Source organism: Tateyamaria algicola, assembly GCF_047715485.1.
Lineage (GTDB): Bacteria > Pseudomonadota > Alphaproteobacteria > Rhodobacterales > Rhodobacteraceae > Tateyamaria.
The window spans coordinates 4,223,634-4,247,594 of sequence record NZ_CP180422.1 but is presented as its reverse complement, the minus strand read 5'-3'; the positions used below and the strand labels follow the sequence as shown (position 1 = coordinate 4,247,594).

At 63.5% G+C, this 23,961-nt stretch carries 23 protein-coding genes and 2 pseudogenes; 10 read left to right on the top strand and 15 right to left on the bottom strand.

Translation table 11 applies throughout. The annotated features are described in order from the left end of the window. Positions 1–26 precede the first annotated feature (26 nt). Genes ACMHLQ_RS23520 through ACMHLQ_RS23510 form a run of 3 tightly spaced genes read right to left on the bottom strand, consistent with a single transcriptional unit; the run spans position 27 to position 2,064 of the window. Positions 27–902, bottom strand: a complete 876-nt coding sequence (locus ACMHLQ_RS23520; RefSeq protein ID WP_415403088.1) for a DMT family transporter — start codon at positions 900–902, stop codon at positions 27–29. 10 nt (positions 903–912) lie between these two features. Beyond that, on the bottom strand, positions 913–1,611 hold the full coding sequence (locus tag ACMHLQ_RS23515) for an NYN domain-containing protein (protein ID WP_415403087.1): 699 nt from the start codon (positions 1,609–1,611) through the stop codon (positions 913–915). Positions 1,612–1,644: 33 nt separating this feature from the next. After that, on the bottom strand, positions 1,645–2,064 hold the full coding sequence (locus tag ACMHLQ_RS23510; RefSeq protein ID WP_415403086.1) for a Fur family transcriptional regulator: 420 nt from the start codon (positions 2,062–2,064) through the stop codon (positions 1,645–1,647). A 91-nt stretch (positions 2,065–2,155) separates the two neighbouring features. Here ACMHLQ_RS23510 and ACMHLQ_RS23505 point away from each other — a divergent pair, with 91 nt between their 5' ends. Then, positions 2,156–3,445, top strand: a complete 1,290-nt coding sequence (locus tag ACMHLQ_RS23505) for a DEAD/DEAH box helicase (protein WP_415403085.1) — start codon at positions 2,156–2,158, stop codon at positions 3,443–3,445. Between the two features lie 25 nt (positions 3,446–3,470). On the opposite strand, the gene ACMHLQ_RS23500 is transcribed toward ACMHLQ_RS23505, so the two are convergent. Continuing rightward, positions 3,471–4,361, bottom strand: coding sequence for a DUF533 domain-containing protein (locus ACMHLQ_RS23500; RefSeq protein WP_415403084.1), 891 nt, complete (start codon positions 4,359–4,361; stop codon positions 3,471–3,473). A gap of 122 nt (positions 4,362–4,483) precedes the next feature. On the opposite strand from ACMHLQ_RS23500, the gene ACMHLQ_RS23495 reads away from it, so the two are divergent. Beyond that, positions 4,484–5,359 (top strand): DMT family transporter, encoded by an 876-nt coding sequence (locus ACMHLQ_RS23495; RefSeq protein WP_415403083.1) that lies wholly within the window; start codon positions 4,484–4,486, stop codon positions 5,357–5,359. Here the strand turns inward: ACMHLQ_RS23495 and ACMHLQ_RS23490 are convergent. Genes ACMHLQ_RS23490 through ACMHLQ_RS23480 form a run of 3 tightly spaced genes read right to left on the bottom strand, consistent with a single transcriptional unit; the run spans position 5,356 to position 8,173 of the window. Further along, entirely contained in the window at positions 5,356–6,753 is a 1,398-nt protein-coding gene (locus ACMHLQ_RS23490) for a protein adenylyltransferase SelO (RefSeq protein WP_415403082.1), read from the bottom strand. The two genes, ACMHLQ_RS23495 and ACMHLQ_RS23490, sit on opposite strands and share 4 nt — an antisense overlap. Positions 6,754–6,785: 32 nt before the next feature. Beyond that, positions 6,786–7,235 carry a GNAT family N-acetyltransferase gene (locus ACMHLQ_RS23485; RefSeq protein WP_415403081.1) on the bottom strand — a complete coding sequence of 150 codons (450 nt, stop codon included), beginning with the start codon at positions 7,233–7,235 and terminating at the stop codon, positions 6,786–6,788. Further along, on the bottom strand, positions 7,232–8,173 hold the full coding sequence (locus tag ACMHLQ_RS23480) for a nucleoside hydrolase (protein ID WP_415403080.1): 942 nt from the start codon (positions 8,171–8,173) through the stop codon (positions 7,232–7,234). The genes ACMHLQ_RS23485 and ACMHLQ_RS23480 overlap by 4 nt, the downstream gene beginning before the upstream one ends. Positions 8,174–8,290: 117 nt before the next feature. Between ACMHLQ_RS23480 and ACMHLQ_RS23475 the strand changes: the two genes are divergently transcribed. Next, positions 8,291–9,160 carry a hypothetical protein gene (locus ACMHLQ_RS23475; RefSeq protein ID WP_415403078.1) on the top strand — a complete coding sequence of 290 codons (870 nt, stop codon included), beginning with the start codon at positions 8,291–8,293 and terminating at the stop codon, positions 9,158–9,160. Here ACMHLQ_RS23475 and mazG read toward each other — a convergent pair. Next, positions 9,147–10,001, bottom strand: coding sequence for a nucleoside triphosphate pyrophosphohydrolase (mazG, locus tag ACMHLQ_RS23470; protein WP_415403077.1), 855 nt, complete (start codon positions 9,999–10,001; stop codon positions 9,147–9,149). The two genes, ACMHLQ_RS23475 and mazG, sit on opposite strands and share 14 nt — an antisense overlap. Positions 10,002–10,031: 30 nt before the next feature. Here mazG and ACMHLQ_RS23465 point away from each other — a divergent pair, with 30 nt between their 5' ends. The 4 genes and pseudogenes from ACMHLQ_RS23465 to ACMHLQ_RS23450 all read left to right on the top strand — a co-directional run bounded on the left by ACMHLQ_RS23465 (position 10,032) and on the right by ACMHLQ_RS23450 (position 13,557). Continuing rightward, positions 10,032–11,198 carry a M20 aminoacylase family protein gene (locus tag ACMHLQ_RS23465; RefSeq protein ID WP_415403076.1) on the top strand — a complete coding sequence of 389 codons (1,167 nt, stop codon included), beginning with the start codon at positions 10,032–10,034 and terminating at the stop codon, positions 11,196–11,198. Then, positions 11,198–12,165: pseudogene (gene speB, locus ACMHLQ_RS23460) on the top strand (agmatinase). Before ACMHLQ_RS23465 ends, speB (ACMHLQ_RS23460) begins: the two are co-directional and overlap by 1 nt. Next, positions 12,155–13,102: an agmatinase gene (speB, locus tag ACMHLQ_RS23455; protein ID WP_415403075.1), complete on the top strand. Its 948-nt coding sequence runs from the start codon at positions 12,155–12,157 to the stop codon at positions 13,100–13,102. The pseudogene speB (ACMHLQ_RS23460) and the gene speB (ACMHLQ_RS23455) overlap by 11 nt, the downstream one beginning before the upstream one ends. A gap of 41 nt (positions 13,103–13,143) precedes the next feature. After that, a complete protein-coding gene (locus ACMHLQ_RS23450) occupies positions 13,144–13,557 on the top strand; it encodes a DUF1499 domain-containing protein (protein WP_415403074.1) in 414 nt (137 codons plus the stop codon). Here ACMHLQ_RS23450 and ACMHLQ_RS23445 read toward each other — a convergent pair. Continuing rightward, entirely contained in the window at positions 13,498–13,785 is a 288-nt protein-coding gene (locus tag ACMHLQ_RS23445) for a hypothetical protein (protein ID WP_415403073.1), read from the bottom strand. The two genes, ACMHLQ_RS23450 and ACMHLQ_RS23445, sit on opposite strands and share 60 nt — an antisense overlap. A gap of 62 nt (positions 13,786–13,847) precedes the next feature. Between ACMHLQ_RS23445 and prfA the strand changes: the two are divergent. The 3 genes and pseudogenes from prfA (at position 13,848) to ACMHLQ_RS23430 (ending at position 16,484) form a co-directional block, all read left to right on the top strand. Then, positions 13,848–14,898, top strand: a pseudogene (prfA, locus tag ACMHLQ_RS23440) (peptide chain release factor 1). Beyond that, the gene (gene prmC, locus ACMHLQ_RS23435) at positions 14,895–15,731 is read left to right on the top strand and encodes a peptide chain release factor N(5)-glutamine methyltransferase (protein WP_415403072.1); all 837 of its coding nucleotides are present in this window, start codon (positions 14,895–14,897) and stop codon (positions 15,729–15,731) included. Before prfA ends, prmC begins: the two are co-directional and overlap by 4 nt. A 201-nt stretch (positions 15,732–15,932) precedes the next feature. Then, the gene (locus ACMHLQ_RS23430) at positions 15,933–16,484 is read left to right on the top strand and encodes a DUF4167 domain-containing protein (RefSeq protein WP_415403071.1); all 552 of its coding nucleotides are present in this window, start codon (positions 15,933–15,935) and stop codon (positions 16,482–16,484) included. A 3-nt stretch (positions 16,485–16,487) separates the two neighbouring features. Here ACMHLQ_RS23430 and rsmA read toward each other — a convergent pair whose 3' ends face one another. The 6 genes from rsmA to lptF are packed head-to-tail and all read right to left on the bottom strand — an operon-like array spanning position 16,488 to position 23,918. Further along, positions 16,488–17,330: a 16S rRNA (adenine(1518)-N(6)/adenine(1519)-N(6))-dimethyltransferase RsmA gene (rsmA, locus tag ACMHLQ_RS23425; protein ID WP_415403070.1), complete on the bottom strand. Its 843-nt coding sequence runs from the start codon at positions 17,328–17,330 to the stop codon at positions 16,488–16,490. Further along, complete coding sequence (gene pdxA, locus ACMHLQ_RS23420; RefSeq protein WP_415403069.1) at positions 17,327–18,292, bottom strand: 4-hydroxythreonine-4-phosphate dehydrogenase PdxA; 966 nt, start codon at positions 18,290–18,292, stop codon at positions 17,327–17,329. Before pdxA ends, rsmA begins: the two co-directional genes overlap by 4 nt. Then, on the bottom strand, positions 18,289–19,515 hold the full coding sequence (locus ACMHLQ_RS23415) for a peptidylprolyl isomerase (RefSeq protein ID WP_415403068.1): 1,227 nt from the start codon (positions 19,513–19,515) through the stop codon (positions 18,289–18,291). Before ACMHLQ_RS23415 ends, pdxA begins: the two co-directional genes overlap by 4 nt. A gap of 14 nt (positions 19,516–19,529) precedes the next feature. Further along, on the bottom strand, positions 19,530–21,704 hold the full coding sequence (locus ACMHLQ_RS23410) for an LPS-assembly protein LptD (protein WP_415403067.1): 2,175 nt from the start codon (positions 21,702–21,704) through the stop codon (positions 19,530–19,532). Beyond that, positions 21,697–22,794, bottom strand: a complete 1,098-nt coding sequence (gene lptG, locus ACMHLQ_RS23405) for an LPS export ABC transporter permease LptG (protein ID WP_415403066.1) — start codon at positions 22,792–22,794, stop codon at positions 21,697–21,699. The genes ACMHLQ_RS23410 and lptG overlap by 8 nt, the downstream gene beginning before the upstream one ends. After that, positions 22,791–23,918: an LPS export ABC transporter permease LptF gene (lptF, locus tag ACMHLQ_RS23400; RefSeq protein ID WP_415403065.1), complete on the bottom strand. Its 1,128-nt coding sequence runs from the start codon at positions 23,916–23,918 to the stop codon at positions 22,791–22,793. The genes lptG and lptF overlap by 4 nt, the downstream gene beginning before the upstream one ends. Between the last annotated feature and the right edge of the window lie 43 nt (positions 23,919–23,961).

Sequence of the window (23,961 nt, the reverse complement as noted above, 5' to 3'; positions counted from 1 at the left end):
GCTGTTGGCGCTAACAACAAGGGTCTTCATGCCGCAGCGTGGCTTTTCACGTTCTGTTCGCGCCACAGGGTGTAAAGACCGGAGAGGATGATGATGCCGGCCCCGATAAGGGTCAGCGCATCGGGGTTTTCGTTGAAAAATGCCATGCCAAGGATCAGCGCAAAGATCATGCGCGAATAGCGGAACGGGGTGACAAAGCCGATTTCACCCACGCGCATCGCGTAAGTGATGCCGTAGTAGCTGAGCGCACCAATGAGGACGGCACCGGCCAAAACGCCGGATTGGCCCCAGGTCAGGCTGACCGGTGCGACACCGCCCGCAATCAGCAGGATCACGGAAGCCGGGATCATCATCAGGAACGCGAGATAGGACAGTTGCATCGAGGTGACGGCCGCCTTGACCCGCCGCGTGGCAAGGTCGCGGACAGCCAGCCCGACAACGCCCTGCACAGCGAACAGCGACAACCAACTGAACCCCTCCGTGCCAGGGCGGATGATCAGCAAGACACCAAAAAAGCCGACAAGGATCGCGGCCCAGCGCCGCCAGCCCACGGGTTCATTGAGGAACAGAGCCGCCCCCAAAGTCACCAGCAGCGGTGCCGCCTGCAGGATGGCCGACGCGGTGGACAGTGGAATGAGCGCGATGGCCGTCACAAAGCCGAGGGCACCGACAAGTTCCGCCAGATTGCGCAGCAGTATCGAGGGCGCGAGAAAGGCAGGATCCCACAGGCTTTGCCGCTGGACCTTGCATAGGATCGCAAACACCAGTGCTCCGCCCATCCCCAACAGGCCGATGATCTGGCCCAGCGGCAGCGCGCCCGCCAGCAGTTTGATCAGCGCATCCTCAAAGGCAAAGCCGAGCATAGCCAGAACCATGATCGCAGCGCCGCGTAGGTTGTCCAAGGCGGTATCCTTACCGTTTCAGCCGGATCACCAGCTGATTGCCACGCTTTTGCGTTTCTACACCCTTGAGGGATTCCACAAGGACCGACAGCTTGCGGTGGCCATAGGTGCGGGTGTCGAAATCGGGATGCGCGCTTTGGATGGCCTGGCCGATCTGGCCCAGCGTGTACCAATCGTCGTCCTGTTCGATCTTGTCCATCGCCGCCTCGATCAGGGGCAGGGCGTCCTTGGCCGCACCGCGGCCTGCGGTCTTGCCGCCATCATCCAGCAGGTTTTCAATCAGAATGAACCGGTTGCACACATTGCGCAGCGCTTCGGGTGCCTTGGATTCGCCGATGCCGATGACAGTCAGCCCTTCTTCGCGCAGGCGGTTGGCAAGGGCGGTGAAATCGCTGTCGGACGAAACGATGACAAAGCCGTCAAAACGCCCGCCATGCAGGATGTCCATTGCGTCGATCACAAGGCCGATGTCGCTGGCATTCTTGCCGGTCGTGTTGGACGTGTCCTGATGGGCCACCAACCCCAGTTCGAGGATACGGCTGGCCCAGGCTTTCATCCGGGTCGAGGACCAGTCGCCATAGACACGACGCAGCGCAGGTTCGCCGATGGCCGTGACCTCGCGCAGGATTGCGTCGGCAAATTTGGCCGGAACATTGTCAGCGTCGATCAGAACGGCAAGCAGGGGGCGGTCGCGGTCAGCCAATGGCATATCCTTTGGGTAAGGCCCGGTCAGGGCGCATGATCAGGTCTTGCGCGGCACGCCATAAAGCTCGAGCCGATGACCGCGCAACTCATAGCCCAGCTTTTCCGCGATCTTTTCCTGCAGCGCCTCGATCTCTTCATCCACGAACTCGATCACCTCGCCCGAGTTCATGTCGATGAGGTGGTCATGGTGTTCCCGCTCGGCATCCTCATAGCGGGCGCGCCCGTCACCGAATTCGAGTTTGTCGAGAATCCCCGCCTCTTCGAACAGTTTCACTGTGCGGTAGACGGTGGCGATCGAGATGCCCGAGTCCACGGCGCTGGCGCGGTTGTACAGCTCTTCGACGTCCGGGTGGTCGTCGGACTCTTCCAGCACTTGCGCGATCACGCGACGCGGGTGGGTCATGCGCAGGCCCTTGGCCTCGCTGCGGCTGGTGATGGTGGGGCGCTTGGCGGTCATGGCCCCTCGTTTAGCGAAGGATTGCCAGTTGCACAATTCGCTCGCGGCAATTGCGGTTGACGCGGGTTGGGGATGGGTCCACTGCGGGCGCATGAGTGATTTTGACATGATGGACCTGCCCGACGCCCTGCGCGCTCGTGTGGCAGAGATGGGTTTGGCACAGCCGACGCCGATTCAGGCGCAGGCGATTCCCCATGCGATAAACGGCCGCGATGTGATGGGCCTGGCCCAGACCGGCACGGGCAAGACGGCGGCCTTTGGCATCCCGCTGGTGGCGCGGCTGCTGGAAGAGGGCGGCAAGGCTGCGCCCAAGACGGCGCGCGGGCTGGTGCTGGCCCCGACCCGCGAGTTGGCGGGACAGATTGCGCAGGTGCTGCGTGCCTTGACGTCGATGAAAGTGCAGATCGTTGTCGGGGGTGTCTCGATCAACCCACAGATCCAGCGTTTGTCCAAGGGGGTCGACATTCTTGTCGCCACACCGGGCCGTCTGCTCGACCTTGTGGACCGGCGCGCGGTGCGCCTGGATCAGACCGGCTTTCTGGTGCTGGACGAGGCAGACCAGATGCTCGACCTCGGCTTTGTCCACGACTTGCGCAAGATTGCGGCGATGATGGGCGAGGATCGCCAGACGATGCTGTTTTCGGCGACCATGCCCAAGCAGATGGCTGAAATCGCCGGGTCCTACCTGAAATCCCCGATCCGGGTCGAGGTATCGCCGCCGGGCAAGGCCGCTGACAAGGTGACCCAAGCCGTGCACTTCATCGCCAAGGCGGAAAAATCCGCCCTGCTGATCGAGTTGATGGCCGATCACAAGGATGAGCGCGCGTTGGTGTTCACCCGCACCAAACATGGTGCCGACCGGCTGGCCAAGGCCGTGGACCGGGCCGGGTTCACTGTTGCTGCGATCCATGGTGACAAGCGTCAGGGCCAGCGGGACCGCGCACTGGCGGCATTCAAGGCGAGCGAGATCAAGGTGCTGGTGGCCACGGACGTGGCGGCGCGTGGCCTTGATATCCCGGACGTGAAACACGTCTACAACTACGACCTGCCCAATGTGCCCGAGGCCTATGTGCACCGCATCGGACGCACCGCGCGGGCGGGCAAGGATGGCGCGGCCATCGCCTTTTGCGCGCCGGACGAGATGGGGCTGCTGAAAGACATACAGAAAGTCATGAAGCTGTCGATTCCCGTCGCCTCCGGGCGCGCCTGGGAACCTGTCGATGATCCCACGGCCAAGAAACCCGGCGGTGGCCGGGGCAGGGGCCGTGGCCGCCCCGGTGGGGCATCGCATGGCGGGGGACGGCCCGGTGGTGCACCGGGCGGGGCAAAACCGTCGAACCGGCGGCGGCGCAAGCCAAAGTCGAAGGGGCCACAGTCGTAACGACGGCCCCTGTGATCCGTCGGGATCAGGTGTAAAGCGATGGCACGCCAAGCTGGGCGTGCACGTCATTGACCGATGCCGCATCCAATCCGAGGGCCTGGGCCAGTTGGTGCAGGTATTGCGCCTCGGCCTGGCTGTCGAGGTCGATGGCCAGCAGTGACATGGCGTAGACCTGTGGCCCCATGCCGCGCGGCACCTCGTTGGCAAGGGCGTTCACGTCCACCGGCGCGGACATTTCACTGCGCAGGAACGCGGCCTCTTCCGCATCGATGTCACCGCCCAACTGGCCCATCAGCTTTTCCTGCTCGGCGTCATCCAACTGACCATCCGATTTCGCCGCCTGGATCATCGCGCGCAACATCAGCGCGGCGGCAGCCTCCTGATCGGCCGTTGGCTCGATAGGTTCCTCTGGCGTCTGGTCGAAGTTCGAGTTCAGGACCTGACCAAAACTCGCCCCATTGTCAGCCGGGCGACGGGCCGCAGCACCGCCAAGCGCGCCCAGCAAGCCGCCCGCACCCGCGCTGCCTGCCAGACCGCCCAGCATGCCCTGCAAGCCGCCGGATTGACTGCCGCCGCCTCCGCCGAGGCTTTCGAGCAGACCGCCCAGACCCGCCGCGCCACCGCCGGCAGAACCTGCGCCCTGCGCGCCGCCCAACAAACCACCCAGCATGTCCTGCAACCCTGCGGCACTGCCGCCGCCTTGCGTGCCGCCCATCAGGCCGCCCAACATGTCTTGCAGGCCCGCACCACCCGAGGATGTGCCGCCCTGTGTGCCGCCCGCAAGGCCACCCAGCAGCCCGCCAAGACCGCCGCCAGCCGCCGTGCCGCCACCGCTGCGGTTCTTCATCATCGCGCTTGCGCCTTTGGCCACAGCCACGCCCACGGCCACTTTGGCCAGTGTTTTCATCAAGCTCATAGGGTCGCCCTCCATCGTCCCGGGAATCATACCTGACGACCTTGGCACAGATTGCGCACCCAACGGCGGGGAATGTTTTCCGGGAATTGACATTGCGCGGGCAACACGGCCCAAGTGCGCCCATGGTCCGCAAATCCCACATCGATCTAGTCGGTGCGCTCGCGCTCACCGGCTTTGCCCTGAATTTTGGCCTGAACCAGGTCGTGGTCAAAGTGTCCAACGGGGGCTTTCAGCCGGTGTTCATGGCCGCGTTGCGCTCCATCGGGGCGGGGGTGATCCTGCTGATGTGGATGCGCGCGCGGGGCATTTCGCTGCATCTGCCGCGCGCCAGTATGCTGGGCGGCGTGCTGGCGGGTCTGTTTTTTGCGGGCGAGTTCATCCTGCTGTTCAATGCGCTTGATCTGACGACCGTGTCACGCTCGTCCATCCTGTTTTACTCCATGCCGATCTGGCTAGCACTGGCGGCGCATTTCCTGCTGCCGGGTGAACGGTTGTCCGGCAAGCGATTGCTGGGCTTGGGGCTGGCAATGGCCGGGGTCGCGCTGGCCGTGGCGGATCGCAGTGGTGCACAGGGCAATCTGTGGGGCGATCTGATGTCGCTGATGGCCGCTATGTGCTGGGCGGGCATTGCGCTATGCGTGCGCGTCACGCCGCTCAGCGATGTGCCTGCCGAGCAGCAGTTGCTGTGGCAATTGCTGATCTCGACGCCGGTTCTGTTGGTGGCATCGCTGTTCTTTGGCGATCTGATCCGTGATCTGCAACCGATCCATTTGGCCGGGCTGATCTACCAGATCCTCGCCATCGCCAGCTTTGGGTTCCTGGCGTGGTTCTGGCTGATGAAGATGTATCCGGCTTCGGGTGTGGCCTCGTTCAGCTTTCTGTCGCCGGTATTTGCCGTACTTCTGGGCTGGCTCATCCTGGGGGAAGAGATCGGCCTGGGCATCTGGCTGGCGCTTGGCCTTGTTGCGGCGGGCCTGATCCTGATCAACCGCCGCTAGGTGCCGCAGAAAGTGGCGGGCACGATCTCATCTTCGGTGGGTGGTCTGCGCAAGTCGTCATAGGTGTCAGGCAGGTTGTAAGGCGCGGCCAGTGCGTCCATCAACCGGGTGAACGGGGCCATGTCACCCGCCACCGCCGCGTCAATCATCGCCTCGATCCGATGATTGCGCGGGATGATCTGGGGATTGGTGCGCGCCATGAGTGCCGTGTCGGGCAGGCGTGCCTTCCACCGCACTTCCCACGCATCAAATGCGGCGCGATCCGTGAACTGATCGCGCGCAGTCTCGGTGCCCAGAGCGGCAAAGCCGTTGGTGAAATCCGCGCTTTGCGCCTGCATCATCGCCAGTAAATCCTCGATTAGCGGCTGGTCCTCGGGCGTTGCCTCTGCCAGCCCGATCTTGGCCCCGAACCGGCGCAACCACGCGGTTTGCAACTGTCCGGGCATCGCATGAACAATCGCTGTCGCCTCTTCGACGGCCCGTTCCTTGTCGTCAAACAACTGGATCAGTGCAGTGGCCAGTTGCGCCATGTTCCACACGGCGATGCGGGGCTGATTGCCGAACGCATAGCGTCCCATCTGGTCGATAGAGGAGAACACGCGCCCCTCGTGATAGGCATCCATGAAGGCGCAGGGGCCATAGTCGATCGTTTCGCCCGAAATGGTGCAATTGTCGGTGTTCATCACGCCGTGGATAAAACCGACGGACATCCATGCGGCCACCAGCTCGGCCTGCGCGACACAGACAGCGGACAAGAGGCCCAACGGTCCATCTGCCTGCGGGTGATGGCGCGCGATGGCATAGTCGGTGAGGGTGCGCAGCGCGTCGATCTCGCCCCGATGGGCAAAGATCTGGAACGTGCCGACGCGCAGATGGCTCGCCGCGATGCGGGTCAGCACAGCGCCCGGCAACGCGCCCTGTTCGCGGTAGACCGGTTCGTCCGTTGCCACGGCGGCCAGCGCGCGGGTGGTCGGGATGCCGAGCGCATGCATCGCCTCGCTCACCACGTATTCACGCAGGACAGGCCCAAGCCAGGCGCGCCCGTCGCCCATGCGGGAATAGGGCGTTGGGCCAGACCCTTTGAGCTGGATGTCGCGCCGCGTGCCGTCCTGGTCGATCACCTCGCCCAGCAGAATCGCGCGCCCGTCACCCAGTTGCGGGTTGTAATTGCCGAACTGGTGGCCGGCATAAAGCTGCGCGAGCGGAGCCGCACCATCAGGCACGGTATTGCCCGCAAAGACGTTTGCATCCTGGCCGTCGATGCCCAGTTGCTGTGCCAGGTCCGTGTTCCACGCCAGCATGCGCGCGCCCTTGACCGGGGTCGGGTCAAGACGGGTGAAAAACCCGTCTGGCAAGGTGGCATAGGAGTTGTCGAAGGGGATGTGCATGCTCATGCCTCACACATAAGCAGCGCGGGCTGGATTGGCTAGAAGGTGCGGGTCATCAGGTGGTATCCGTCCCGCAAGCGAAAGCCTGCGCGAGTGTAGAGCCTCTGCGCCGTTGCATTGCCTGTGTCTACTTCGAGGTGCAGTGCCTTGAGGCCTGCATCCGACAAGGCGCGGGGAAGAGCCAGCAGCACTTCGGAGGCGATCCCACGTTTGCGCACGCCGGGGCGCACATAGAGTTCGTCCACGAACCCGTCCATGCCGCCGAATTCCACCGACCAGCCAAAGGTGACCACGATATAGCCGATGGGCGCGCGGGGCGGGCCGATCAGATAGGCAGCGCCGTGGGGGATCCCCTCGAGCAGCGGCATGATGCCCGCGGCGCGGTCCTCGTCGCTGAGGTCGATGCCTTCTTCGACGTGAAAGGCCGCGACAAGCTGCAAAAGCTTGTCGGCATGCTCCACCGTCGCGAGGGTCAGCGCCGCGCTCACAGCCGCGCCAGACGTTCAGTCAGAAGGGCAAAGAAGCCATCCGCATCCAGATCGCCGACGAAGGTGGCATTGGCCGGGCGGTCGGTGACACGCCACCAATCCGCAACGGTCATGCCCATGGTCAGTTCGGAGGATGTCTCGATCTCGACATTCACGTGGCGTCCGGAAAACAGCTCAGGGTCGATCAGGTAGGCCGTCACGCAAGGGTCATGCAAAGGCGCCCCTGCGGAGCCGTACTTTTCCTTGTCGAACCGTTCAAAGAAATCGGTCATTTCGGCCACGGCGATCCCCACGGGTGTGGCGAGGGCGCGAAACGCATCGTTGCGCGGTTTGGTGACAAGCGCCTTGTGCGTGACGTCCAGCGGCATGACTACGATGTCGATGCCACTTTTGAACACGATATCAGCAGCTTCCGGATCGACATAAATGTTGAATTCAGCCGTCGGGGTGATGTTGCCCACTTCGAAATAGGCGCCGCCCATCAGCACGATCTGCTGCACGCGTTCCGCAATGTCCGGCGCGCGTTGCAGCGCTGTCGCAATGTTGGTCAGGGGGCCGAGCGGGCACAGCGTTACTGTGCCTGCAGGTTCAGCCCGCAACGTGTCGATGATGAAGTCGACCGCATGGCCCGGTTGCAGCGGAATGGTGGGGTCGGGCAGGTCAGGGCCGTCCAGCCCCGTCTTGCCATGCACATGCTCTGCCGTGACCAGATCGCGCCCCAACGGGCGGTCACATCCAGCATAGACAGGCACTTCAGCTTTGCCCGCCAACTCACAGACAATGCGCGCATTTTTGGCTGTCAGGTCCAGCGGGACGTTGCCTGCCACAGCCGTGATTCCCAGCACTTCGATCTCGTCGGGGCTGGCCAGCGCCAGCAGGATCGCAACCGCGTCGTCCTGGCCCGGATCGGTGTCGATAATGGTCTTGCGCGGTGCCATGGGTCTTCCTGTTCATTGAGGGCGCACCGTGGCCCCTTTGGCACCCCTTGTCCAGAACCGCCGCCCCGGTTTGCGCAAAACCTTGCGTGGGCGGCGCGGGCTGGCATAAGGGCGGGCATGACCACGGCCCCTCTCTTTATCCATGCAGGTGCGCATCGAACCGGCACTTCGTCGTTCCAGATGTGCCTGCACGAGAACCGCGCGTTGCTGGATGGGGCAGGTCTGTCGCTGGCCTATCCCGGGCGTGACGGTATCCCGTCGGGAACGCTCGCGCTGCGCCTGCCGGGCACGATTGGCAATGTGGATGCCGATGCGGTGCCCCGTGCCGCCGTGACGCTGAGTGATCATGCCAAGGGGCGTCCGCTGATCCTGTCCGAAGAGAACATTCCCGGGCGCATGTTCCATTTCATGCGAGGTATGTTCTATCCGCTGGCCAAGGCGCGTTGCGAGGTGCTGCGCGCTGCGTGGGCCGGGCCGATTGCCCATGTGCTGCTGGTGGTGCGCCCCTATGACGAGTTGTTCGTGTCGGGCTATCGCAAACGGGCCGAGGACAACGCGGTGCCTGCGTTCGACACGCTGCGCCCCACCTACATGGCCATGGATCGCGGCTGGCCCGCCATTGTCGAAATTCTGCGCGATGTGCTGCGTCCCGAACAGTTGACTGTTATTCCTTATGCCCGACGCGGCACCAGCACAGACCTTGTGCAGCGGCTGGTGCCCGGTGTGCCGGGTGGCGCGCTGATCGAGCCGGGGCGGGTGGTCAACCTCAGCGCGACGGATGCTGCGCTGGAAGTGCTGCAAGACGAATACCAAGGGGGAAAGAAACTGCCCCGGGCCAAGTGGAAGTCGGTGATCGGGCAATATGCCGAGGACCGCGCCCCCCGCGGATTCGCCGCATTTTCGCCCGAAGAAGTCACAGAACTATCAGAGCGTTACGCGTCCGACCTCAAGCAGATCGAGTGGATGTCCGGCGTCAGCTTTGCCTAGCTTTCTCCGCCGCCTTCACCGCATCCCATAACGCGTCCATCTCTTCCAGATCGCTGTCTTGGGGGCGCTTGCCCTGCGCGGCCAGTGCCGTTTCGATGGCGGCAAAGCGGCGCGTGAACTTTGCGTTTGTGCTGCGCAGCGCCTCTTCGGGGTCGATGTCGAGATGGCGGGCCAGGTTGGCCACGACGAACAGCAGATCGCCCATCTCGTCCATCATCTCGGCGCGGCCCATTGTGTCGCGGGCTTCGACCAGTTCGGCCGCTTCCTCTTTGATCTTGTCCAGAACCTGGCCCGTGTCCGGCCAGTCGAACCCAACGCGCGCCGCGCGCTTTTGCAATTTCACGGCCCGCAGCAATGCAGGCAGGTTCATTGCAACACCGTCCAGCGTGCCGCGCTGCGCCTTGCCTGCACGCTCGGCCGCCTTGATCGCTTCCCAATCGCGGGTCTGCTGTTCCGCGGATTTGTCACGGGATTCGTCCCCGAACACGTGCGGGTGACGTGCCACCATCTTGTCCGAGATGTTGGTGACGACCGTCTGAAACGAAAAATGGCCGGCCTCTTCGCCGATGGCGGTGTGATAGACCGATTGCAGCAGCAGATCGCCCAGCTCGCCCTCCAACTCGCCCCAATCCTGCCGTTCGATCGCATCTGCAACCTCGTAGGCCTCTTCGATCGTGTAGGGCGCGATGGTCTGAAAGGTCTGTTCGATGTCCCAGGGACAGCCCGTTTCAGGGTCACGCAGGCGGCGCATGATCTCAAGCAACCGCTCAATGCCCGCCGTTCGGTCGTGGATCAACTCGTCTGCCATTGCAGCCTCTTGCCGTTTCAGGTTTGGTGACATGTGACGCATCCCATCAGCAGGAGTCCAGCCATGGCAATCATCAACCGTATCGGCGATCTGGGGCCGGAAATGACCGCGTGGCGCCAGCATCTGCACACAATCCCCGAATTGTCCTTTGATTGCCCCAAGACGTCCGCCTTTATCAAGGAACGGCTGGAAGAGATCGGCGTGGATGCGATCCATGACGGCATTGCCCAGACGGGCATCGTCGCGATCATCGAAGGGCAGGGTGAGGGGCCGACCATTGGCCTGCGCGCGGATTTCGATGCGTTGCCGATCACCGAAGAAACCGGCGTCGACTATGCCTCGACCCATCCCGGCCAGATGCATGCTTGTGGCCATGATGGGCATACCGCGATGCTGCTGGGCGCGGCCAAGTACCTGACCGAGACGCGCAATTTTGCAGGCCGTGTCGCGCTGATCTTTCAACCCGCCGAAGAGGCGGGCGGTGGCGGAGAGGTCATGGTGCAGGAAGGCATCATGGAGACCTTCGGAATTGGCGAGGTCTACGCCATCCACAACGCGCCCGGGAAGGATTTTGGCAAGTTCCATACCACGGCAGGCCCGATCATGGCCGCCGCGGACACGTTCCACATCCATGTTACGGGCAAGGGCGGGCATGGCGCACGGCCCTACGACTGTGTTGACCCGGTTGTGGCTGCTTGTGGCATTGTCACGGCCCTGCAAACCATCGTCAGCCGCAATCACAACACGGCCGGGTCGCTGGTGATCTCGACCACGCAGATCCACACGGGCACCACGGACAACGTGATCCCCGAGACGGCCTATATCAACGGAACCGTGCGCACCTTTGACAAGGAAGTGCAGGCCATGGTCGTGCGCCGCATGGAAGAGGTGGTGGCCGGGCAGGCGGCGGCCTATGGGTGCGAGGCCAAGCTGGAGTTTGATTTTGGCTATCCGCCCACGGTCAATGATGCGGACAAAGCAGCGTTCGCAGCCAAGGTGGCGGCGGATGTTGCAGGCGAAGACGGCGTTGATACGGCCATCACACCCGTTATGGGGGCCGAGGATTTCTCGTATATGCTCGAGGCGCGGCCCGGCGCCTATCTGATGCTGGGGCAAGGTGACGGGGCGGGCGTGCACCACCCGAAGTACAACTTCAACGATGACATTGCCCCGATTGGCGCATCCTTCTTCGCGCGACTGGTCGAAACCGCACAACCGGTGGCCCGCTGATGGCATTGGAAGACGCCAAGACGCAGATCGATCACGCGTTCACTCGCGACGATCCAAAGGGGCCATCGTTCGAATTGACCTTTGCCGGGGCGACGTCGTTCCTGCGGCGGCGTTACACCAAGGACCTGACGGGCGTGGACATTGCCGTAACAGGCGTGCCCTTTGATCAGGCGGTGACCAACCGCCCTGGCACGCGTCTGGGGCCACGCGCGATCCGCGAGGCGTCGAGCTTGCAAGCGCCAGACGCGCCTTATGGGTGGCCCTTTGATGTGCTGAGCGAGCGGGTGATTGTCGATTACGGCGATGTGGCCTTTGACTATGCCGACATCCCGTCCTTTCCCGGCCGTGTCACCGCGCATATCGCGGGCATTCTGGAGGCTGGTGCCGCAAGCGTGGTGCTGGGGGGCGATCACTACATTTCCTTCCCGATTCTCAAGGCTTATGCGGAGAAGTTCGGGCCAATCTCGCTGATACAAGTCGATGCGCATACGGACACTTGGGCCGATGACGATATGGGCCGCGTTGATCACGGGACGATGTTCTACAAGGCGGTGAAGTCGGGGATCGTGGACGCCGCCACTTCTGTGCAGATCGGCATCCGCACCACGAATGAGGACACGCTGGGCGTCAACATCATCGACGCCCCCGAATTTCACCGCATCGGGCCGGAGGCGGCGGCGGCGCGGGCGCGCGAGATTGTCGGCGACCGGCCCTGTTACCTCAGCTTTGATATCGACGGGCTTGACCCGGCCTTTGCCCCCGGCACCGGCACGCCGGTTTGGGGCGGCCTCAGTTCGGCGCAGGCGGCGGCGCTGCTGCGTGGGCTGGCGGGCATCAACATTCGCGGCGGCGATGTGGTCGAGGTGTCGCCCCCTTCGACACCACGGGCGCAACGGCCATTGCAGGCGCGCATGTTGCGACCGAGATTTGCCAGCTTCTGGGGTGGAGGATGCGCAGTGGCGCCTAAGAACCAGCCGATCAGCGGCAATGACCTCGCTCGGTTTTCGGGGCCGAACACCTTCATGCGGCTGCCATTCAGCAACGAGCTGCACAAGCTGGATGTGGCCGTGTTGGGGGTGCCTATGGATATCGGCACCTCCTGGCGATCGGGCACCCGGTTTGGCCCGAAACAGGTGCGCGCCGAATCCGCGATGATCCGCCCCTACAACCTGCAAACCGGGGCTGCGCCCTTTGACAGCCTGCAGGTCGCCGATATCGGTGATCTGGCGATCAACACGTTCTCGCTGGCCGACAGTTTGCGCATCATTGCAGAGAGTTACGCGGCAATCCTCGATTATGATGCTGTGCCCATGGCCATTGGTGGGGACCACTCGATCACGCTGCCCATCCTGCGCGCGATGGCCAAGCGGCACGGGCCCGTGGCGCTGGTGCATGTGGATGCTCATGCGGATGTGAATGACGAGATGTTTGGCGAGCGCGAGACCCACGGCACCGTGTTTCGCCGCGCCTATGAGGAGGGGTTGATCCAACCGGCCAAGACCTACCAGATCGGGCTGCGTGGTACGGGCTATTCCGCCGAAGACTTTACCGAGGCGCAGGGCTGGGGGTTTCAGCAGTTCCTCGCGCCCGAACTGTGGGGTCGCGACCTGAGCGCGCTTGGCGCCGAGATCAGGCGCGACATCGGGGATGCACCGACCTATATCACATATGATATCGACAGCCTCGATCCGGCCTTTGCGCCGGGCACGGGCACGCCGGAAATCGGCGGGCTGACCACGCCGCAGGCGATGCAGCTGATCCGGGCGCTGCGGGGTGTCAATGTGATTGGCTGTGATCTGGTGGAGGTCTCTCCGCCTTACGACACCTCCGGCAACACGGCGCTGACCGGGGCGAACCTGCTGTATGAGCTGTTGTGCATCCTGCCGGGGGTCGCCTATCGCTGACGCGTTATGTTTTGCATATTTGAGGAACAATGAAGGGCAAGATGAAGATCGTGATGTATCTGATTGTTTTAATTACGATCCTGGTGATGTGCTTGTTGATCTATGTGCGACTGGCGCCTACGGATGCCGCGCGATGGCATGTGCCGGTCACCGCGACTGCAAGCGCGGACCGGATAGGCGGCGCCATCCGCGTGACGCAAGTCGGCCCCGAGGCGCTGGCCCGTGTCGACGCGGCGGCGCGTGCCTTGCCGCGCACGCAGGTTGTGGCAGGATCGGTCGAGGAGGGGCGGATCACCTATGTCACACGCTCAGCCGTGATCGGGTTCCCGGACTACACAACACTCGAATACAGCGATGGATTGCTGAGGATGCACGCGCGCCTGCGCTTCGGCCGCTCAGATTTCGGCGTCAACCGCGAACGACTGGAGCGGTTGCTGGTCGCCGCCCAGGGATGAGCTCAGGCATCCCTCCTGCACCTCGCGCCACATGGGCGAATTCAGCGACATCTGGCACTGCGCCATGAACATGCGCCCATCGACCTGCAAACAGACGGTCTGGCCCAGTTCGATGCGGCTGCCGGCCTTGTCCGTACAGTAGCATTCCACCGTCTTGCCGGAGGGTGAGGTGACGTCGGCCAGGACAGGGCTGGCGATCATGAAAGAAACAAGCAGCGCGCGTATCATTCGGGCATCCTATCACAGTGTGCCCCTTGACCAAAGCCCCGCCTTGGACCAAACCGTCGCACATGATCCCCCAGGACCGACTTTTACAGATCACGCAGCGCTTTCAGTACCTTGAAGCGGCGATGGCCGATGGCTCCGCAGATATTGCGGCGCTGGCCAAGGAGTATTCCGATCTGAAGCCTGTGGTGGACCAGATCGCCGCCTATACCCGCATCGTTGACGACATGGCCGAGGCCGAGGCGATGCTGGACGATCCCGACATGGCGGAGCTGGCACAGGAAGAGCTGCCGCGCCTCAAGGCCGCACTGCCAGAGGCCGAAGCGGCGCTGCAACTTGCGCTGTTGCCCAAGGATGCCGCCGATGCACGCCCCGCGATGCTGGAAATCCGTCCCGGTACGGGGGGTGACGAGGCCGCATTGTTTGCCGGTGATCTGCTGCGCATGTATGCCCGCTATGCCGAGGCCCATGGCTGGAAGCTGGACATCATCGAAGAGCAGGCGACCGAGCTGGGCGGGATCAAGGAGGTCGTGGCCCATATCACCGGCGACAACGTCTTTGCCCGGATGAAGTACGAATCCGGTGTGCACCGCGTACAGCGCGTGCCGACGACAGAAAGCGGCGGGCGCATCCACACCTCTGCCGCGACCGTCGCCGTGCTGCCAGAGGCTGAGGATGTCGATATCGAGATCAACCAGCAGGATATTCGAGATCGATACGATGCGGTCTTCTGGCGCCGGTGGTCAGCACGTGAACACAACGGATTCGGCAGTGCGCATCACGCACCTGCCTACGGGCATCGTGGTCACCAGCAGCGAGAAATCCCAGCACCGGAACCGCGACAAGGCCATGCAGGTGCTGCGCGCCCGGCTCTATGATCTGGAACGCAGTCGCGTGGACAGCGAACGCTCTGCCGACCGGGCAGCGCAGGTGGGCTCGGGCGATCGGTCCGAGCGCATCCGAACCTATAACTTCCCTCAGGGGCGGATGACGGATCACCGGATCAATCTGACGCTTTACAAGCTGGATCAGGTCATGCAGGGCGATCTGGATGAGGTGATCGACGCGCTGACAGCGGATGCACAGGCGCGCCTGATGGCCGAGATGGGCACATGACCACGGCAGCCGAGGCGATGGTGGCCGCCACTGCGCGGTTGCGGGCGGCGGGTGTGCCTGATCCTGCCCGTGACGCGCGCGTATTGCTGGCTCATGCTGCGCAAGTGGATGCAGCACGTGTGACCCTGATCGCGCCCGAAGACATCGCCCCCGAAATCGCAGACCGCTACGACCACCTGATCGCCTTGCGCGCAGTGCGTGTGCCGGTCAGCCATCTGATCGGTGAGCGCGCCTTTTACGGGCGCCCGTTCAAGATCAGCGCTGATGTGCTGGACCCGCGGCCCGAATCCGAAACCGTGATCGAGGCGGCGTTGGCCGAGGATTTCACCCGGGTGCTGGACCTTGGCACCGGATCTGGCTGTCTGCTGGTCACGCTGTTGGCGGAACGGCCCGATGCCACCGGTATCGGCGTCGACCTGAGCGAGGAGGCCTGCCTGCAGGCCAGCGCCAATGCGGTGTTGAACAAGGTGGCGGACCGGGCGCAGATCGTGCAGGGGGACTGGTTCGAGCCTGTCGAGGGCCGCTTTGATCTGATCGTCGCCAATCCGCCCTACCTTGCTGCATTCGAAATGGACGAGGTCGCGCCAGAGTTGCGCGATCACGAACCGCGCATGGCGCTGACGGATGAAGGGGACGGGCTGTCGGCGTATCGCGAGATTGCGGCGATGGCGGGCAGTTACCTTACACCACGCGGCCGTGTGATGTGCGAGATCGGTTGGATGCAAGGCGCAGATGTCCGCGCGATCTTTGACGGGGAAGGGTGGGGCGATTTGCACATCCTGCCCGATCTGGATGGGCGGGATCGCGTTCTGGTTGCACGGAATCCGGCGTGAACGGCTCAAAAATGTGGAAAAACCACCATTAGCCCTTGTCGTAGTGCCCCTGTCGTGCTTATTCATTTACCAGACGCTGCGGCTCAAGCCTTTGCTGTGCGACGGCGTCCCATCCACAAGATCGCCGAGATACTGTGAACTGGTGCTTTTGTTGCGCCCCGGACGATCAAAAAAGACACGCCAAGAGCGGAATATACATTCATGAAATCTTCGAGATCCCGGTCCCGGTCCAAGAGCAGTCGCAATCGCAATTCAGGCGGTGGTGGCGGCAACGTCGTCAATCGCGTCTTTGACAGCTCGGGCCCAGAGGGCAAGGTACGCGGCACGCCGCAGCAGATCATCGACAAGTACAACCAGTTGGCGCGTGATGCCCAATTGGCGGGCGACCGCGTCGCAACCGAAAACTTTCAGCAACACGCCGAACACTACCTGCGCATGCTGAGCGAGGCGCAACGCGAAATCGACGCCCGCCGCGAAGAGCAGGAGCGCCAGAACCGCGAACGCCAGGCCGAGCGGGACCGCGAGCGCGCCCAGCGTCAGGAACAGGAAGCCGCAGGGTCCGATCCGGCGCAAGCGCCTCAGCCCGACGTCGTCGAGGCGCAGGGTGACAGCAATCTGGTGGAAACCCCCGAGAGCCAGCCCAAACCCAAGAGCACCCGCAGCCGGTCGCGCAAACCCAAACCCGCGCCCGCCGCAGAGGCCCCAAGCGAGCCACCTGCCGACAGCGGACCAGCACCGGAAGCGGCCGAGTAACGTTCAGCCTGCCTGCACGGCACGCGCCAGCGCGCAGAACGCCTCGATCGGGACTTGCTCGGCGCGTTCGGTGGGTTTGATCCCGGCGCTGTGCAGTCGATCCTCGATGTCCGGTGTGAGCCCTTTGAGGGCGGCGCGCAGCATCTTGCGGCGTTGATTGAAGGCCATCGCCACCACGCGCGACAACGTGTTTGCATCCGCCTCGAACCGGGGCGTGGACAGGGCTGTCAGGTGCACCACCGCGCTCGAGACCTTTGGCGGCGGCGTGAACGCCTCGGGCGGCAGAGACATCGCGATCCGCGCATCCGCGCGCCACTGGGCCAGCACGGCAAGCCGCCCGTAGGCCTTGGACCCCGGCTGCGCCACGATCCGTTCGGCCACTTCGCGTTGGAACATGAGCGTGAGAGATTGCCAGAACGGCGGCCATGTGGGCGGCGTGAGCCAGCGCACCAGCAACTCGGTACCGACATTGTAGGGCAGGTTGGCCGCGACGCGGATGGGCGGCGTCAGATGAGCCAGTGGATCAACCTCGAGCGCGTCGCCCTCGATCACCTGCAATTGGCCCGGATAGCGTGCGGCAATCTCGGCCAGTGCGGGTAGGCAGCGGGCATCCTTCTCGATCGCCAGCACCTTGCGCGCCCCTTCAGAGAGCAACCCGCGCGTCAACCCACCGGGGCCGGGGCCGATTTCCAGCACGTCCACGCCTGTAAGGTCGCCCGCCTGGCGCGCGATCTTGGCCGTGAGGTTGAGATCGAGGAGAAAGTTCTGCCCCAGCGATTTGCGCGCGCTCAGCCCGTGATCCGCAATCACCTGGCGCAGCGGGGGCAGGTCGTCAATCGCACTCATGTGGATGCCATTCTGTGCGCCAGCTTGATCGCTTCGATCATGCTGGTGGGATTGGCGATGCCGCGTCCGGCAATGTCAAAGGCGGTGCCGTGATCGGGCGATGTGCGGATGATCGGCAGGCCCAGAGTGACATTGACGCCCAGATCGAAATCCAGCGTCTTGATCGGGATCAGAGCCTGATCGTGATACATGCAAACGGCGGCGTCATAGTGCGCGCGGGCGGCGGCGTGAAACAGCGTGTCGGCGGGCCAGGGGCCGGTGACGTCGATGCCACTCGCCGCGATCTCCTTGACCAGATCCGCGATCCAGTCGCATTCCTGTGTGCCCATGGCGCCACCTTCGCCCGCATGCGGGTTCAGGCCTGCGACGGCGACGCGAGGCTTGGCGATGCCAAACTGGTCGCGCAGCCCCTTGGCCGTGATCGCGATGGTATCGCGCAACAGGTCGGGCGTGAGGGCGCTGGCGACGTCCTCGAGCGCGATGTGGATGGTTGTGGGCACCACGCGCAGCGCGTCACTGGCCAGCATCATCACGGCGCGCGGTGCCTGTGTCAGCGCCTCAAGGTATTCCGTGTGGCCGGGATAGGCGAAATCCGCGCCATCCATCAGCACTTTCTTGTGGATCGGCGCGGTGCAGAGGGCCGAGGCCGCACCTTCCTGCACCAAAGCGACCCCACGTGCGATCACCTCGATCACCCCCTTGGCATTTGTCGGTGTGGCTGTCCCGGGCGTGGCGGCACTGGCAAAGTCATGGGCCAGAACGGGCAGGGCATCACTGCAAATGGCGGGCGCATCGCTTGCATGGCGCACCACCTGATGGGCCGTACCGGGGGGCAGGTGCCTTGGGTTCCCGATCCAGACCATGGGCACGTCACGGCGCAGCGCGGCCCAGGCCTTGGCCGCCACCTCGGGTCCGATGCCCGCCGGTTCGCCACAGGTGATGGCGATGGGTGCGTGGGTCATTCGAAGATGCGGATGTCGGTTTCGGCCCGCAACTGTTCCAGCAGGTTGTCCGAGAAGGCGCTCAGGCGCTGGTTACGCAGCTGGTTCGAGATCGAGTTGCGGTCGATTTCCTGATCCTCGGGCAATTCCGGCGTGCGCCCGCACAGCATCAACAGCACCAGGGTCTGGCCATTTGCCCGCGTCAGCGCGGTCGAGGTTTCACCGGGATCAAGCTTGGCCAGTTCGATGGCAATGTCGTCGGGAATTTCGCCCGGCGGCAGGCTGCCGCGTTCCAGCACGTTTTCGGGCTGGCCCTGGGCGACACCGTACAGGTCATCGCAGCGGTCGATGCTGGCTGAAATGGCGCGGGCCCGGCCCAGTGCCTCGGGGGTGCGTCCGCCGGGGATGTAGTACGCGGCATACTCAATCGCGGCAAAGCTGCGTGTCGGTGCTTCGGTCTCGCGGATATCGCGCAGTTGGAACAGGGCGACGGCGTTCGGGATATTCAGTGGAGAAGTGACCTCGCCTGGGGCGAGGGCCAGCAGGAGCGGGCGCAGCACCGGGGGCAATTGCGTGATCGGTGTCCAGTCCAGTCGCCCGCCACGACCCCGCGTTGCAGTGGCGGAAAAGCGGCGTGCGTAGCTTGAGAATTCGGCTTCTGTCGTGGATTGGGCAATCTCTTCGGCCTGTGCCTGCACCTGTGCGGCGCGCGGTGGCGGGGCCGGAATGATGATTTCGGACAACAGCACCTCGATCCCGCTGCCACCCTGGACAGAGGCAATGGCGCGTTCGATCTCGCGGTCAGTGATCTGGACGCGGTTGCCAAAGCGCGCGCGGATATAGTCCCGCCATGTGAGCGAGACGCTGACGAAATCGCGGAAGGTTTCGCGCGCCACGCCTTCGCTTTCAAGGCCAGCGATGAATTCCTCGGCCGAGAGGTTGGCACGGGCGGCAAAGTCGGTGAGGCCTTGCTGCAGGTCGCCTTCGCTGACGTCAAAGCCCGCCTGGCGGGTTTCGATCTGGCGCAAGCGGTCGAGGATCAGTTCGTCGATCACGTCCTTGCGCGCGCTGCCGGGCCCACCCAGCAGTTGCAGGAAACGCGCGCGCTGTTGCACCTCGAATTCGGTGATCGAGATACCGTCCACTTCGGCCACCGCGGCAAAAAGGTTCTGTGCCGGGGCTGCGCCTGTCCATGCACCCAGCGCCAGTGCGCCTGCGGCAAGGACTGTTGTTATCCGCTGCATTGGTGATTTACCGCTCATTTCGCCTGCTTTCCGCATGATCGTGTGACTACCTGTTCGCCTGTGTCGGCTGCAAAGCCGCGCAAGGACACTGTTAACCCTAGACTGGTGGAGGGCTCAATAGTTGTCGAGTCCGCAAAGCTGCGGTTGATGGACAGACCGACACGCACACATTCATTGGTATAGGTCAGCCCTGCCGCAGCCGTGGCCGCGCGCCCCAGTTCAAGATCATAGCGCCAGTCTACGTTCGCGCTCCAGAACCGGTCGATCTTGATGCCGCCATCAAAGGTCAGCTCGCCAATGGGCGAGTCGAGATCGATATCGGTGTCCTCATTGATCCAGATATAGCTGCCGCCCACATTCAGGCGGTCATTACTCCAGTCGCCGCGCACCTCGGCCTTTGAGACGTCAAAGCTTTCGTTGAACAGGGTCCGCCCCGAAACGGCGAGCCCTGCGTCGAATTCGAGCTGGCCTGCCAGCAGGAAATCGGATGTGGTGCCCGACAGGCCGGTGGTGTCACTGAAGTCGATCTGTTCCTCTTGGCGCACGATCTGACCCAGTGTCAGGCTGGCCGACCAACCGTCCGGGTCGAGCCGCGCCCACGTGCCGCCAAAGGCCACGGCCCAGCCGCGTTCGCGCCGGTCGGTGGCCGGAAAGCGGGACAGGGACAACAGGTTGCCCTCGTCGAATTCGACCCGTGTGCTTTCCTCGTTCGGCACCGACAGGCCATCGCCGCCGATCCAGCCGATCTGGGCGATGGGTTCGATGAACTGGCGCACGCCGCCTGCGCTTGCCCTGACCATGGGATAGCGCAGTGTGAGGCCTGCCATGGGCGCCAGCCCGCTGTCCCCATCGTCAAAGACGCTGTCGTCGGACACCCGGATCACATCCCCTGCCAGTCCCAGTTGGGTTTGCATCTGCAGCCCACCCATCTGGTAGGTGCGCAGCCATTCCGCATCGACGTTGAACCGCACAAGGTCACGCCCATCGACCACGCCGTCCCCGTTGGCGTCCGTATCCACCGAAGAAGGGCGTTCATGCGCATGCGCAGCCGCCGTCAGGCGCAACTCGCCCCCGATCAGGCTGGGAAAGAAACGGCGTTCATAGAGCGCCTCGATCACGTCCGAGGGCAGCACGTCCTCGTCCTCGTCATCGCGCAGGGATTTGAAGTTGATATAGGACAGCCGGATGAACTCATCGCGCCGGGTGCGGTTGATCTGGATCTGGCTGTCGAGCCGGTCCTTGCCCGCATAGCTGTAGTCGCTGAGATAGGCGTCGTCCGACACTGCCTCGAAATCGAATTGCAGGACAAAATCGCGGTTCAGCTCGAATTCACCTGCGCCAAAGAAGTAACCGCGCGAGTCGTTGGGTTGCAGTTGGTCGTCTGAAAACGCGCCCTGCAGGATGATGCGCCCGCGCTGGAAGGCCTGACGATACCGGAACTCGAGCGTTTTGGTGTTGTTGGCGAGATAGGGCGTCAGCGTCAGATCGCGATGATCGCCAAGCGTGATGAAATAGGGCACGGCAAAGCCGGTGCCCAAAAGCGAGTTGGAGCGGATTTCGGGGAACAGGAACCCGGTTGTCCGTTCCTGCGTCGGGTCGGGCAGGCGCAGCCGGGGCAGGTAGAAGACGGGGATGTTGCGGATGCGCAGCTGTGCGTCATCGAAATACAGCTGCCCTTCCTCCTGATCGTGCACGACCCTGCGGGCCCGGATCTGCCAGAGCGGCGGGCGCGTGTCCCCCTCGCAGATATGGCAGGAGGTGACGGCGGACTTGTAAAGCTGCGTGTAGCGCCCTCCGACCCGGTTCATCTGGACCGAAGAGAGTTGCAATTGCTCGTTCAGCACCAGGCGCGCGCCCGACAACAACCCGTCCTGGAGATCGTTGGACAGTTCGGCCTGGCTGGCGAGGATGCGGGTGCCTGCGCCGTCATCCAGAATGATGGGCCCGGTGATCGTCAGCCCGCCCGTGTCCGGATTGTATTCGATGGCTTGCGCCGTCACGCGGGTGTTGCCCTGAAACGCCTCGACATTGCCGCGGGCAATCAGGCGGCGGTCCCGGGTCACTTCAATCTCGTCAGCGACCAGGACGGCGGGGGCGGGTGCCTCTTGTGCGGGCGCAAGCGTTGCCATCGTGCTGAGCGCGAGGATCAGCAGGGCGGCGCATCCCCATGCCCGCACGCCCCTAGCCATCTTCGGCGCGCAGCAAGAGCCCGAGGCCCAAAAGGATCGAGGCGAATGGTGCTGCCCATGCCGACAGCATCACGGGGATCTGGCCATTCTCGCCCAGGATCTGCGCAAAACTTCGAATGAAATACAAACCGAACCCCAGTAGCACTGCGGCCAGCACTGCCGTGCCGGTCCCCCCAAACCGGGTATGGCGCATCGTGAAGGCTGCGGCAACCAGAACAAGCCCCATCAGGAACAGCGGGCGGGCCAGTTGCGCCTGTAGCCAGACCTGATGCTGGCGGGCGGAAAACCCGGCCTGTTCAAGTTGTTCGATAAAGGCGGGCATGTCCCAGATGGACACGCCTGTCGGTGTGCCAAGGCTTTCGCGGATGCGGTCCAGTGTCAGTGTCGAGGGCACGGCCAGTAACTCGTGGGTGACGGAATTCGCCTCGGGGTTCAGCCCGACGGTCAGGGGCCAGACCTTGGCGTTGCGCAGGTTCCACGCGCCGTTGCGCAGCGACGCGCTGGCCGCTTCGATCCGGCGCAAGGGTCCGCCATTGGCAGAGTAGTCGACGAAGCTGACATCATAGAGCACCGAGGCATCCGCATTCGATCGCCCCGCCCGGATCACGGTTTGCCCCGTTTCGCTGCCCTGGCGCAGCCACAGCCCTTCTTCGGACACCGACAAGGCGGAAATACCGCCCGCGCGGTAACTGTCAGAGAGAACTGCGTAGCGTTTGGAGGTCGCGGCCACAATGGGCCCCAGCATCGTCGTCGCAATGATCCCGATGATCAGCGCAACGCAGACAGGCGCGATCAGCGCACGCAGCGCCGAGCGTCCCGCCGCCCGTGTCACAACCAGTTCGGAAGACCGCGCAAGCGAGATGAACAGCGACACCGTGCCCAGGATCATGATCAGCGGCAGAATCTGGTTCAGCGTTTCGGGAATGTTGAGCAGCGTCAGCCCGAGCCGTTGCGAGAACCCGATGCCCACATCAGAAAACTTCCGCGTCTGGTCGATCAGGTCAATCAGCATCACCAGCGTGGCCAGAACAGCACCAATCACGGCCAGTGACAGGGCAAAACGGCGGGCAAAATAGAAGTGCAGGATCATGCCATGCTCCTGCGTAGTCGGCGCAATTGTCCGTGACCGCCCGATGCGGTCCAGAGCAGGCCCAGCACGATCAGCCCGCCAAGCGCCGAGGGCAGGTAGAGGATGGGCCAGAAGCGTGCATCATCAATGACCGGCGCCGACAGGCTGCTGCGCATACCGTCCAGCGCGACCAGGACCAGAAAGGCGATCACGATCTCGCGCCACACGCCAAAGCGGGAATAGCCGCCCACAAGAAGGGTGGCGAATCCGATCAGCGCCGTGACAAAGCAGAACATGCCCCGGGCAAATCGGCTGTGAATTTCCTCGGCCACCGCACCGACCGTGGTGCCCGTTTGTTCGGCGACCTGTGCCCAGCCAGACAGCAAGGCGCCGCTGTGCAGATATTGCAGCGACGCGCCGATTTGCGCGTCCGAGCGCATCAGCGTGGTGATATCGAAAGAAAAGTCCTGGAATTTGGCCGTGGACAGCCGCTGTTCTGCCGTGGCCAGACGCTGCGCCAACCCGTCGACCATGATCAGCGATGTGCCTTCGTTGTTGCGCACCAGATAGGCGCGCGCGGCGGTGTAGATCATCCGTTCTTGCGGCATCCGGCGGTCCGACAAGAACACGTCCATCAACTGCCCGTCATCGCCAATCGCCCGGGTATAGAACGTCACGCCACGCGCGGGACTCAGGAACTCGCCTTCGGTCAGCAGCCGCGAGGTGATGTTACGCGAGATTTCGGCCTCACGCTCTGTCAGCCGTTCCGTGGCGGCAGGCACAAGGATGTGGGACAGCGCCGAGACCATGACCGCCGCGATCAGCCCAAAGATGGCCACAGGGCGCGCCAGACGCCAGGGCGAGGTGCCCGTGGACATCATCACCGTCAGCTCACTTTCGTTGTTCAGCCGGTTCGTCACGTAGATGGCGGCGGCAAAGGTCGCAATCGGCAGCACCGTCACGATCAGCCTGGGCAGCCCCAGCGCGGAAAATTCGAGAAAGACGAGGGCCGTTTGCCCATCCCCGATCAAACGATCAAACAGCTGCACCGCCCGGTTGATCCAGAACACAGCCACCAGCACAAGGGCGAAAAAGCCAAACAACCAAAGCAGTTGCGACAGCATGTAGCGGTCTATTCTGACCACGAGGCCCCCCGTTTTATTGCCTGTTTTTGTTGTGAACGCGGCA